This is a genomic window from Nonomuraea sp. ZG12 (assembly GCF_052068115.1).
Lineage (GTDB): Bacteria > Actinomycetota > Actinomycetes > Streptosporangiales > Streptosporangiaceae > Nonomuraea.
In genome coordinates this window covers 25599-37904 of sequence record NZ_JBQHCW010000047.1, presented here as the reverse complement: position 1 = coordinate 37904, position 12306 = coordinate 25599, and the positions used below count along the sequence as shown (strand labels likewise).

The window sequence follows — 12306 nt, the reverse complement described above, 5'->3', positions numbered from 1 at the left end:
GGCCTCTGACGAGGCTTCTGACATGAGCGATCCCGGCGGCCCGAGGTTCACCGGAGTGATCGTTGCACGCGTCGGCACCAGCGTGGAATACGTCGGGAATACGCCTGGTCACCCGGCATCGAGAGATGACTTTGGGCGAAAACCTTTGCCGGGGACGCCTGTCTTTGCAGTGATGCTGAAGGAGTTGGGGGGTGACGACGATGCGAACCGCCACCGGACGGACACGGGAGACGCGCACGACCAGCCCCACCAGATGCCGCCTCAAGCCGACGGACGGTTCCCGCGATGTCGGCGCCTTGTCAGCCGTCAACGCGGGAAGAGCCGTCGTGAGGGCGTCGGACATGCTGTCACGGCTCTTGGCCGCTGCATGTGGCCAGCGCGCCTCGACAGCGCGGGCGGCACTGGTGGCTGTCACGTTCTGGGACGCACTTTCCTTGGCCCCCGACCAGACACGGGGTTCGTCCCCCAGCGTAAGAGATGGGTCCTCGAGCAGACGTACGGCATCTTGATGTTCCACCGGCGTCCGGTCCGCGACTTCGAGCACCTCTCGGCCAGTTCCCGTACGTGCTGGCCCAGCACGGCGTCATCGCACCGCTGTACGCCAAGGCCACCTGGCCGGCGCTGGAAAGGCCGCCGCGGCGGCCGTCAAGGGGGACGGCACCGCGCGGCTCTCCATGGCCGTCGCGATCAACGGGAAGATCAGGAAGGTCTTCCCGATCCTGGCGACCGCACACTTGCCACGCCGTAGTTGGCGAACGCGCCGTCGCACGGATGCGCTTTCGGCGATGTCGCGGGGGCGGCGCTATCGGGTTTCGGCCGGCGGGAGTGGCGGGTGCTGCGTACCCCAGTCCCATAGTGCTTGCAGGACGGGGCCGAGGCGGCGCCCGTGTGGGGTGAGTGTGTAGTGGACCCGGGGCGGCCAGCCGGGGTGGCGGCGGCGATCGAGCACGCCGACTTCTGTCAGGTGTGCCAGCCGATCGGAAAGGACCTTGTCCGACAGCGCGGGAAGGGCATGGCGGAGTTCGGTGAAGGTGCGGTCGCCTTGCAGGAATTCGCGGATCACCAGGGTTGTCCAGCGGCCGTGCAGGGCCGCGAGGGTGATCTCCACCGGACAAGAGGGGGTGGGTTCGGTGACGTTTGCGCGAGGGTCGTCGGGCAGACCTGGTCGGGCTGGGTGGCCAACCGTTTGGTGAGTCACGAGAGCGCCTCCTAGCGTTGCCGTGTCTGACTGATTTCTACCTGCTGGAAGGACATGCATCGATGACGCGGCAGCTTGCTGAACGTCCCGAGGACGTGCCGACGGTGTTCGCTGAGCGGTTCAACACCGGTGATGCGGAGGCGGTGGCGGAAGTCTATGAGAGCGGGGTGGTGTTCGTCCCGGAACCGGGCTCACCGCTGACCGGGCAGGAGGCCCATGCCGCCAATGAGCGATTCTTGAATCTCGGGCTGCCGATCACCGTTCGGCCGCGACACGTCTACACCACGGGCGACATCGCCTTGCTGATCGTCGACTGGGTCATCGACGGGACGGATCGTGATGGCCGCCCTGTGCACATCGAGGGCACCGCCACCGATGTCGCCCGACGCGGGCAAGATGGGCGCTGGCGATATGCCATCGACAACCCGTTCGGCGTAAAACAATGATCATGGCGGCAAGACATGGTCGTGCTGCAGGTAGAAGGCCATCTCTCACCGTCGGCTCAGCCTACGCAGGTTCGGACCTTGCACCGGCCACACCAGCGGGAGAGGCCCATAACCAGCGGAAACGCGCTGTGATGGATTAACTGTCGGACGAGGTCAGCATGGCTCCTCATGGGCGCGGCGTGGGGGTCTGGTGGCGCGCTTCAGCGGCAATTCACTTGACACATCGGCGAGTCGCGGAGGGAGTATGTCGCCACGGCTTGTCCGTCGCCGGTCTTCGTGGCCGGCACCGGTCGGTCGGGAACGTCGCAGCTCGCCAACATTCTCGGGGAGCACCCGCAGATCCACAGGATTCCGATGGAGACCAGGTTCATTGTGGACCCGGGCGGCTTCAGGGACTTGGCGGATGCACTCACGATTCGATACGACCCTTATGTTGGGGACGACGCCCTCCGCAGGCTCAGCGACATTCTTACGGTGCGGCTGGTCGGCAGGAAAGACATCGATCGCGGTCATACCGTTCCTGAGGCCATCGGCGAGCGGCACTATTGGGACGCGGTGGGACGGCTGTGGTCGGAGCTCGTCGCGAGTACGTTCGACGAGTTCGTGCCTGCGGCAGGGTTCGGCCATGCCGGCGGGGCTGCCGGGCCGTTCGAGCATCACAGTTACCGGCGGGCGATTCCGAGGCACTTCAGCGATCGGAGCGAACTGCTCGAAATCCTTCGTCGCGCAGTCGACGTAATGTTCGGCGGGGCGGCTGCCGACGCGGAAAAGCCGACCTGGTGCGAGAAGACGCCGTTCAACCTTCTGTGCATGGACTTCCTCTGGGAACTCGTCCCTGAGGCGACCATCGTCCACGTCAAGCGCCCCCCGGTCGCGGTGGTCGCTTCGCAGGTCGACCAGCCATGGGCGCCGTCCACGGTCGACGGCGCGCTCGCGTGGCTCAAGCCGGTCTATGGCCGATGGCTAGCCTGGAAGGCGACCGCCGATCTCGATACCAGGCGATACGTTGAGATCAGAGCCGAGGATCTCGCTGCGGACTGGCCGGCCCAGCGGAAGGCGCTCTTCGAAAGCGTTGGCGTTGACGACTTCGCGACCACGTCGACGTTCCGTTCACGCAGCCTTGACCACCGCAACGACCAATTCGACAGCGACACCCGTGAGCTGATCGGACGAGCACTCGCAGATGTCATCCCCGCCATGGGATACGAGTAGCGGCCTAACAGAACGCGCCAGAACTCGCGCTCGCGAGCGGCGCCGCTCGCGCTGCCTTCCGACATCCGCTATCGGCGCTTAGACGAGCGTAGGTGCCTCTGACGCTCGTCGCTCCGTGTCACGTACCGCCGGGTGGGCCATGGGGCGGGGACATCGGCTGCTGGGATCACCTCAATGTACTGGTTCCGGTTCACTGCGGGTTACCGGTTCTGGTCCGCTGCGGAATTGGTAACCGATCGACCGGAGGTGTCGATATTCCAGGACGCACAGCACCAGGGAAGTGGTTGTCCCGCAGAGGTTGAGCGTTAGCCAGAGCCAGTGGGGCACACCGTCGGTGTCACCGTCGATGATCTCCTGGCCATTGATCACCAGCATGAGGACCGTCGTGCCGATCGGTGCGAGCAGCGGGTGGATTTCGCCGGTCCACAAGCCGGTACGCGCTGCCCAGTAGACGGTGCAGCACCAGAAGCAGAAGCACCAGACGATCACCAGGGGTATCGCAGGAATGAAGACTATCAATCCCCCTGGGTCGGGAATGTTGATGTTGATTCGGTCGCCGGCGAGGTTCATCAGAAAGAACGGCAGAAAGAAGAAGGTCAGTGCGAGAGCCACACGTCCCAGTAGACGCCGTGCGCCAGGTATGAGCTGGCTGCGGCGGCCAGGGCGGGTCACGATGAGTATCACGAGAAACGACAGTGGTGGCAGAAGCAGAGCATACGCCCCGGTCTGCATTACCTTGAGGAACATGTCGCCCGAAACGAAAATAACGTCCTGGTAGCCGTAAGTTGCTACCATGATCGCTACCATGCCGACCACTGACCGCCAGAATGCAAGCCGATCCAGTATCCGGTCTTCTCTGAGCGGGCCGATTTTGGGTTTGAACACGAGCTTGGCGGTGCGCCATGGCAGGAGCACAGTGGCGATGACACGCCAGTGGGATAACTGCACTCATTCCTCCCACAATCTGGACATGGACCGAACTCTCCAAGGACCTCCATGGCCCGGCGCGTCAATCGCAAAATATCTTCCTCCCTGAGGAGGCTTGCCGACAGCGTCTTCTGCAAGGATAATAGGGAGGCTTTCAAGCCGCTTGCAGGGAATTTAAGCCGGATGAGTCAGGCCATATAGAGCCTCCGGACCGGTGCGCCCGTGATTTTCCCGACAAGGACACACGCCTTTCTTGGCGGCGCATCGTTGTCCGCGCTCTCGGAGAGCGGTTCCAAGAGCGCGTCCCGGGCCTTCGCCAACTTGTGAAGGAGCGCCGCTTCGGCCGATCCGATCAAGGTTCGTCACCCTTGCCCAGCGTGGCATGGTCAAGAGCTGGGCCGTACAGACACCGCTCCCACGATCGCCCTGCGGGGTTGAGAGATCGGTGGGCTGGGCTTCGTACCTCAGCCTGGCCCACCGGGCGCCGTGGCGGGACACGCACGGGGATGACGCCCACCGTCGGCCAGGTACCGAAGGCTTGCGGTGCAGGTCCGAAGGGGTGCGTGGGGTGGTGGCCGGCGGTGGGCGGCATCGCCGGCGTCTGTTCGCAGCGGCCTGATTTCGATCCAGGCTCGACACTCCGGCCGGCCCGCTTCGACTTCGGCGACGAGAGACCTGCCAAGGCGAAGTGCGCTCAGCTTGTCCGTCGCAGGACCGTCTCAGAGCGTTGAGCCACTGGACCCGGCTGCTCACGGGGGTGAGTCAAGGCGGGGGTGGTGGTGTCACGAGGCTGTGGTGTTCGGACGAACGGATCATGACCGTCTCTTACAAGGCGGCGTTGCCCACTCGTTCGGCGCGCTGGCGCACGTACCAGTATGGGGCGGTCCGAATCGCGTCGGCGGCGGCTCGGCGGAGGTGACAACTTTCAGGATGACACTCCGTATCGGCTGGCGATCGCGGTGGCGCGGTTGCGCAGCGAGGTGCGCAACCACTGCGGGGCCAGCGCTTCCGCGTTCGTGGTGAGCTGCCACAGTGCCCATTCGGCGTGTCTCGGATCTTGGAAGGTCACCTCCAGCCGTAGCCAGCCGTCTGGGTCGGTTTCCTCGGCGAGGACGGCCAGCGCGGTGCCCACCAGGTCCTCCCGCCGCGCCGGGTTCATCCGTACCAGCACGGTGACCTGGTCGCCCCCGGCCCGGAACTGCGTGCTGCGTTCCTGCCAGGCCCGGTCCAGGTCGACCCGGTCCGGTCGCTGTGCGGGTTCGGCGAGTTCCTCGGCGGCCAGGATCCGGGACAGCCGGTAGGTGCGGTCCTCGCCGGACCTCGTGGCCAGCAAATAGCCCCGATCGCGTACGGTGACCAGGCCGATCGGGTCCACCGTGCGCCATTTCGGGGCCTGGTTCACAGCCGCGTAGTGGATGCGCAGCTTGTGTCCGGCGAACACCGCGCGCAGGACCTCGGCCGCTACGGTGTCAGGCGCCTCCTCAGTGACCAGCCGGCGCGAGAGGAGGTCGGTCTCCGGGTCGATGAGCAGTCGCTCGGCCGCGCCGGCGGCGGTGTCCCGATAGCTCTCGGGCAGCGCGTCAACCACCTTGAGCATCGCCGAAGCGAGCGCCGAGCCGAGGCCGAATGCCTGCGCGCCGCGCCGCGATCCGGCGACCAGCAGGGCGAGGGCCTCGTCGTGGTTCAGTCCGGTGAGCTCGGTCCGGAAACCGGGCAGCAACGCGAAACCGCCGTGCCGGCCGCGTTCGGCGTAGACCGGGACGCCGGCCGCGGACAGCGCCTCGATGTCGCGCAACACGGTGCGGGTGGATACCTCCAGCTCGCGGGCCAGCGTGGTCGCGGACAGCCGACCGTGCTGCCGCAGCAGCAGCACCAGCGAGACCAACCGGTCGGCACGCATACGAGAACTCTATCGAGATACACGACACAGGATGTCGTGATTTGTTGGGAGGCTCATCAACACGGCCAAGGCGGCTACCGAGCCGATGGACGTACGTGATGTCGACGAAGCGAATGGAGCTGATGTGGCAATGGAGCGAACGACGGTCAACCCGTGGGCGTGGTCGGTGGAGTTCGGGTACAACCAGGGTGAGATCGTTTCCGGGCACACCCGGACCTTGTACTGCGCCGGGCAGACCGCGATGAGCGGCGACGGCAAGCCCCAGCATGCCGATGACATGGCGGCGCAGTTGGCGCTGAGCCTCGACAACCTGGAGGCCGTACTCGGCGAGGCGGGCATGACCCTCGCGAACCTCGTCCGGCTCAACGTCTACGCCACCGACGTCGATCGGCTTCTCCAGCACTACGGCGTGCTGGCGTCGCGGTTGGGCGCCGCCGGGGTGGCGTCGGCCACCACGATGCTCGGGGTGGCACGGCTGGCGATGCCCGACCTGATGGTCGAGCTTGAGGGGACCGCCGTCGCCTGATGCGACCTCGTGCCGCCTCCGGCAGCCCTGCCGGAGGCGGCACGAAGAGCACGCGGGTGGGTGGTTTCCGGTGCTCAGAATGGTGACAATCGGCGGCTACGGCAATCGCGATTCCCACGCTTCAGGGTTCAGCAAGTACTGGAGGAATGTACTCGTATTTTTCAGACTCGGCGAGCCCATCGCAGACCCCGACCCGGACAGCGTCTGGGTGAACACCAGCCCTCAGAAGGTGGCCGACGAGACCCTCGCAGGCTTCCCCACACGGTTCGAGTGGGCTCTGGACGACAACCGGCTCGCCCGGGACCGCCTCGTCGCCGACGACGCCGCCCGCTCCGCTCGTCGCCTGGGGATACGCGTCCTTGAGGTCGATGGGATCGACGACGCGGAGGCAGTGGCGGACATCGTGGCCGACCACTTCAGCCCTTATCTGCCGCTGTGTGGGCCGGGCCGGTGCGAACCGTCACGATGATGGTCGGCCGAGGAGTCGGGCTCGGCATCCTCGCCCGGTCCGGCACCTCGGCCGACCTCGATTCCCTGTCCGGCGCGCACCGGGCCGGCCCGCTCCGGTCAGTTGAGGGAGCAGGTGTTGACCACGTCACCGGAGGTCTGGCGGGGGATGGTGGCGCTGCGTGGGGGCTGGTGGCCGCCGCCCGCGGCCGTCCAGCGTTCGAGGGTCTCGAACGCCGTCCGCATGCAGGGGAGCAGGGGCCGCATCCTGTCCGGGAACGCGTCGTACTCGATGTCGAGGTGGGAGGCGCCGTCCATCCTGTAGTAGCGGTGCCGCGAGGCCTTCCCCTCCGAACGCACCAGTGAGGCGTACGCGTCGCCGTGCACCTTGATCGGCAGCAGGGTGTCCAGCGTCCCATGCACGGTGATCAGCGGCTTGCCGATGTCGCCGGTCAGCGATGCCCGCCGCACCGCCTGGTGCACGCTCCTCGGGCGCGCGTAGTAGTCGTAGTCGGTGTCGCAGTTGGGCGTGCCGCTCTGACAGAACGGGATGCCCGCTTCCAGGTCGCCGTCGTAGTCCGGGTCGAGTTCCTCACGGACTCTGCGCTGCGTGCCGTCCCAGAGAACGCGGTAGTTGAAGTCCCACAGGAACTCCGAGCCCGGGGCGAAGCCCGCCCGCAGCATCGCGGCGTGCGCTTCGGGGTCGCCGGTCGCCGCGTACTTGGGGTAGTTGCGCAGTGCCACCGGCAGGTAGACCAGCGCGTTCGAGCGGTTGTCAGGAGGCCAGAGCGTGCCTTCGGAGTCGACGCCGCCGTCGTACAGCTCGGGGTGGTTCTCCAGCGCCCAGCGCACCAGCTGGCCGCCGTTGGAGATGCCCATCGCGTACGTCCTGCGCGGTGCCGTGCGGTAGTGGCGGGTGACGGTCGCCTTGGCGGCGATGGTGACCTGCGTCATCCGCTCGTACCACTCGACGATGGCGTCGCCGGGGCGCCTGCCGTCCTTGTAGAACTCCAGGCCGCCGTTGCCCTTGTCGGTCGAGGCGTAGGCATAGCCCTTGGCCAGCACCCAGTCGGAGATCGTGAAGTCGTTGGCGTACTGGCGGCGGTTCCCCGGCGCCCCCGCGACCACCAGGCCGCCGTTCCACTGCTTCGGCAGCCGGATCACGAACTGGGCGTCGTGGTTCCAGCCGTGGGTGGGGTTGGACGTGGAGGTGTCCTGGAAGTAGCCGTCGATCTGAATCCCCGGCACTCCGCTCGGGTTGCGGGTGGCCGCCGAATGCAGCCCCGCCCAGTCGGCGGCGTCGGTGTGCCCCGAGGCGACCGTGCCGGCGGTGGTCAGATCGTCCAGGCAGGCGGCGACCTGATGCTGCGCTCGCGGGACGTCGACCCTGTCCATGCGGGGGCAGCGAGTGTCCGCCTGCGCGGGCGACGCCGCCGGCGCCAGAGAGATCGCCAAGAGCGACGCCAGCAGGATCGGGAAGACAGCGTGTCTGCGAAGGGGAAGGGGCATGTGCGACTCCCATGCGTGGGGAACGGAACTCGTCGGTCAGGCCCGTGGTGGAGCCTCCAGTGCCACAACGGGCGGGAGTCCGGCAAGTTACTAAGCGCATAGTCAGTTACGGAAGGTCACTTGTCAACCGGCAATTCAGGACGCGCGGCGCGGCCTACCGGGCGACCAGCTTCAGCGCCAGGCTGGCGTAGAACTCACCGAGCTCCTCCGGCGAGTCGGAACCGTCGAGCCGGTACCAGCGGACCAGGTCGATGCTCAACGAGAGCATCGCGCGGGTGACCCGCGCGACGTCGACCTGCGCGAACGACCCGTCGGCGACCCCGCGCCCGACCACGCCGCGGATGTACCCGTTGGTCTGGTGGCGCAGCTCCACGATCTCGCCGTAGTGCTCGGCCGTAAGACCGTTCAGCGCCATCTGGCAGACCCGCGCGGCCACGTGGTGGCGGGCATGCCACACGGTGTACGCCGAGACTATGGCGCGCAGCCGATCCGCCGAGCTGTCCACTGCCAGGATGGACGGGTCCCGGACGTGCGCCAGGACCCGCTCATGGCCGACCCGGATGATCTCGAACAGGACCAGTTCCTTCGAGGGGAAGTGGACGTAGAGGGCAGCCGGGCTGAGCCCGACGCCCTCGGCGATGTCGCGCGTGGTCGTGGCGTGGAACCCGTTCGCGGCGAAGCAGCGCACCGCCGACGACAGCAGGCCGCGCTGCACCTTCCCCAGATCTTCTCTCCACAGATCGGGGGAGTGGTCCCGCAGCCGGGGATCGTCCGCCATTTCCTGTGCGGTGAATCGGGCCTGCCGCCTGGCCATCCGTGCCCCTTCGACTGCGCGTGCATGGTATCGATGCCGTTCACGAAGCGAGGGTGATCTCGGCCAGCTCACGCCAATCCTGCCGCTGCCCGGCACGGGTCGCCTCGGTGAACGCGGTTTCGCCGAGGCGATTCCGCGCGTCCGCGGCGATCCTGGAAGCGTCCGGGTGCGAACGGTCCGGTGTGCCGCGCACGCTGTCGCTCGCCGCCAGCAATCGTACGGCCTGCTCGTCCTGTCCCTGGCGTAGCGCGAGATCCGCGATGCCGATCAACATCTCGGCGATCAGCGGCGGATACGTCAGCTCCACGGCCGCGCGGAACGCCTCGGTCCGGTGCGCGCGGGCCTGGTCGAGATCCTCGGCGAGGTATCCGTACAGGTCCATGGCCCTGGCCCGGGACAGGTCGCTCAGTCCCTCCTCGCCCAGCATCGCCCGGACCGTGGCCAGGTGCTGGTGTGCCTGGTCCGGCTCGCCGCGCCGGCGCGCCAGTTGCGCCTTCGCGACCACCAGCTCGGCGAGCGTGTCCGGCCAGGTGATCCCGTCCGCGCACCGCTGCGCCTCGGCCATGGCCTCGGTGCTGGCTCGCTCATCACCGAGCAGCCAGTACAGCTGTGCCTGCCGCGCCCGCAGGGAGATGGCGTCCTCGCTCGCGCCCACCTCGACCAGCGCCGTGGCCGCCTCTTCGTAGTGCTCGCACGCGCGGGCGAGCTCGCCGCGCATGGCGAGCCGATCGGCCAGGAAGGCCAGTGCCGACGAGATCCCCCACCGGTCACCCAGCGTGCGGAACCCGGCGAGGGCGATCTCGATGTCGGTGTCCACGTCGGTCTCGTCGCCGCCGAGTGTGAGCCGCAGCCGGCCACGACTGAGCCGGGCCTGCGCGCGTACCCAGGTGTCCTCGTCGGCGATGAGCGGCTCGAACACGGGCAGGAAGTCCGTAGGCTCCCGCAGCATCCGCTCCCACAGCGCGACGAACCCGAGCATCGGGTGGCGATATCCGCTGCGCTGAACGAACCGGTGCGCCTCGACGATCCACTCCTGCGCCTGATACTGATCGCGGCCGGGCCCGGAGGTCATGAACACCGTCACGATGGTGTACGCCATCGCCCGCACCTCATCGGGCACCTCACCCTTCAGCGAGGCCGCCGCGATGCTCAACTCGGTGCCCTCGGCCCGGTGCCCGCTGAGGAACCAGTACCAGCCCGCCGCCCCGACCAGCCGCATCGCCTCCTCGGCCCATCCCTCGGCGATCGCCCCGCGCAGGGCCGCACCGATGTTGTCGTGCTCGGCCGAGAGCGTGGCCAGCCACTCCAGCTGCTCGGCCCGGCGCAGGTACGGCTCGGCCGTCTCGGCCAGCTCGACGAAGTAGGCGAGGTGCGCCCGGCGGGCCGGCTCCTCTTCCCCGGCCTCGGCGAGCCGGTAGGCCGCGTACTCCCTGATGGTGTTGAGCATCCGGTAGCGGGGCGTGCCCTCGCCGTCGGCGAGCAGCAGCGACTTCTCGATCAACGCGGTCAGCAGGTCGAGCACCTGCTCCCCGGCGAACGCCTCGTCCCCGCAGACCCGTTCGGCCGCCTCCAGGCTCACCCCGCCGGAGAACACCGAGAGCCGCCGCAGCACGCCGCGTTCGGCCTCGGACAGCAGATCCCAGCTCCAGTCCACGACCGCGCGCAGCGTCTTGTGCCGGGGCAGCGCCGTACGGCTGCCGCCGGTCAGCAGCCGGAACCGGTCATCGAGCCGGCGGGCCAGCTGATCGACGGACATGGTGCGCAGCCGTGCCGCGGCCAGTTCGATCGCGAGCGGCATCCCGTCGAGCGCCCGGCAGATCCGCGCCATGGCCGACAAGGTGTCCGCGTCGGAGCCGATGTCCTTGCGCACCATGTCCGCGCGGTCCCGCAGCAGCCGCACCGCGGGCGAGGACCCGGCGTCGGCGGGGTCCGCCTCCTTCGCGGGCAGCCCGAGCGGCTCGACCTGCCACAGCACCTCCCCGGTGATGCCGAGCGGTTCCCTGCTCGTGGCCAGGATCCGCAGGCTACGGCACTCGCCCAGAAGCCGATCCGCGAAAGCCGCGGCCGCCTCGACCAGATGCTCGCAGTTGTCCAGGATCAGCAGGATCGACCGCTCCCGGACTGCGGCGATGAGCCGGTCCATCGGCTCCCCGCCTCGCGCGTCACCGAGCAACGGCTGGTCACGCAGGCCGATCGCGGTGAGTGCGGCCTGCGCCGGCTCACCGCCCGCCTGCATCGACGCCAGCTCGACCAGCCACGCCCCGTCCGGCAGTTCGGTGAGCATCGTCCGCGCGGCCTCCGCGGCCAGCCTGGTCTTGCCGGAGCCACCCGCTCCCGTCAAGGTGACCAGCCGGTGATTGATGACCAGACCGGCGACCGCGCCGACGTCGCCGTCCTTGCCGACGAAACTCGTCAGCTCGGCGCGCAGGTTCGTCCTGCGGCTCTCCGCCCGCTCGCCGAGCTCGCCACGGAGCAACGCGGTGTGCAGCGCGGAGAGCTCGGCCGATGGGTCGGCGCCCAGCTCCTCGGCGAGCAGCTCGCGCGTCCGCTGGTAGACGGTCAACGCCTCGTTGCCACGCCCCGCCTCGGCGAGCGCTCGCATCAGGGCCGCCACGAAACCCTCCCGCAGCGGGTACGTGGCGACCAGCTCGGTCAGCTCGGACACCAGTTCCGAGCCGCGGCCGAGGCGGATATCCGCGTCCACCCGATCCCCGAGCGCGGCGACGTGCAGCTCGTCCAGCCGTGCGACGGTGGCGTCGAAGGCATCGCTGTCGCGCTGTGCGATGTCCGCCATGGCCGTGCCGCGCCACAATGCCAGGGCCGAGCGCAGCAGATCGGCCCGCGCCGCAGGCTCGGCGGTCCGGGCCTGACCCACCAGGTGCTCGAACCGGTACACGTCCACGGCGTCGGGAGCCACGGCCAGCCGGTACCCGCCGGAGTCCGCCTCGATCACACCGTCCGGCAACACCCTGCGCAGCCTGGACACCAACGCCTGCAAGGCATTCACCTCGTCCGCGGGCGGCTGTTGCCCCCAGATCCAGTCCACCAGCCTCGCCCGCGTGACGCTCCGGCCCGGTTCGAGGGCGAGTGCGGCGAGCAGCGCGCGCAACCGAACCCCCGGAACCTCCACCACGGCCCCATCGGGGTTCCGGACCTCGAACGGTCCCAGCAATCCAACTCGCACAGGGGCAATTGTGCCGAATAGTGATGACCAGCCGCGACTTCCCGCATTCCGCACTCAACGCCGGGCCGTCGTGTCAGCGCGGTGACAGCCCGGTGTCAGGGCGACCGGCGATGGTGAATGCCAACGAACCACCGCGAATGGAA

The 12306-nt window shown here is 68.1% G+C and carries 10 protein-coding genes; 4 read left to right on the top strand and 6 right to left on the bottom strand.

Annotated features, from left to right (window positions below):
• Nucleotides 1–802: 802 nt before the first annotated feature.
• Nucleotides 803–1108, bottom strand: a complete 306-nt coding sequence (locus ACTMTF_RS48025; RefSeq protein ID WP_441116787.1) for a winged helix-turn-helix transcriptional regulator — start codon at nucleotides 1106–1108, stop codon at nucleotides 803–805.
• Nucleotides 1109–1260: 152 nt separating this feature from the next.
• On the opposite strand from ACTMTF_RS48025, the gene ACTMTF_RS48020 reads away from it, so the two are divergent.
• Together ACTMTF_RS48020 and ACTMTF_RS48015 are read left to right on the top strand one after the other, a co-directional pair.
• Complete coding sequence (locus tag ACTMTF_RS48020) at nucleotides 1261–1644, top strand: YybH family protein (RefSeq protein WP_441116786.1); 384 nt, start codon at nucleotides 1261–1263, stop codon at nucleotides 1642–1644.
• 276 nt (nucleotides 1645–1920) lie between these two features.
• The gene (locus ACTMTF_RS48015; RefSeq protein ID WP_441116785.1) at nucleotides 1921–2856 is read left to right on the top strand and encodes a sulfotransferase; all 936 of its coding nucleotides are present in this window, start codon (nucleotides 1921–1923) and stop codon (nucleotides 2854–2856) included.
• Nucleotides 2857–3027: 171 nt separating this feature from the next.
• On the opposite strand, the gene ACTMTF_RS48010 is transcribed toward ACTMTF_RS48015, so the two are convergent.
• Together ACTMTF_RS48010 and ACTMTF_RS48005 are read right to left on the bottom strand one after the other, a co-directional pair.
• Nucleotides 3028–3804 (bottom strand): hypothetical protein, encoded by a 777-nt coding sequence (locus ACTMTF_RS48010; RefSeq protein ID WP_441116784.1) that lies wholly within the window; start codon nucleotides 3802–3804, stop codon nucleotides 3028–3030.
• Nucleotides 3805–4708: 904 nt separating this feature from the next.
• On the bottom strand, nucleotides 4709–5683 hold the full coding sequence (locus ACTMTF_RS48005) for a helix-turn-helix transcriptional regulator (protein WP_441116783.1): 975 nt from the start codon (nucleotides 5681–5683) through the stop codon (nucleotides 4709–4711).
• Nucleotides 5684–5813: 130 nt separating this feature from the next.
• Between ACTMTF_RS48005 and ACTMTF_RS48000 the strand changes: the two genes are divergently transcribed.
• A complete protein-coding gene (locus ACTMTF_RS48000; protein WP_397011549.1) occupies nucleotides 5814–6209 on the top strand; it encodes a RidA family protein in 396 nt (131 codons plus the stop codon).
• A gap of 79 nt (nucleotides 6210–6288) precedes the next feature.
• A complete protein-coding gene (locus ACTMTF_RS47995; RefSeq protein ID WP_441116788.1) occupies nucleotides 6289–6678 on the top strand; it encodes a hypothetical protein in 390 nt (129 codons plus the stop codon).
• A 98-nt stretch (nucleotides 6679–6776) separates the two neighbouring features.
• On the opposite strand, the gene ACTMTF_RS47990 is transcribed toward ACTMTF_RS47995, so the two are convergent.
• The 3 genes from ACTMTF_RS47990 to ACTMTF_RS47980 all read right to left on the bottom strand — a co-directional run bounded on the left by ACTMTF_RS47990 (nucleotide 6777) and on the right by ACTMTF_RS47980 (nucleotide 12163).
• Nucleotides 6777–8051, bottom strand: coding sequence for a tannase/feruloyl esterase family alpha/beta hydrolase (locus tag ACTMTF_RS47990; protein ID WP_441116782.1), 1275 nt, complete (start codon nucleotides 8049–8051; stop codon nucleotides 6777–6779).
• A gap of 268 nt (nucleotides 8052–8319) precedes the next feature.
• Nucleotides 8320–8979, bottom strand: coding sequence for a TetR/AcrR family transcriptional regulator (locus ACTMTF_RS47985; RefSeq protein ID WP_441116781.1), 660 nt, complete (start codon nucleotides 8977–8979; stop codon nucleotides 8320–8322).
• 40 nt (nucleotides 8980–9019) lie between these two features.
• Nucleotides 9020–12163, bottom strand: a complete 3144-nt coding sequence (locus tag ACTMTF_RS47980) for a BTAD domain-containing putative transcriptional regulator (RefSeq protein ID WP_441116780.1) — start codon at nucleotides 12161–12163, stop codon at nucleotides 9020–9022.
• Between the last annotated feature and the right edge of the window lie 143 nt (nucleotides 12164–12306).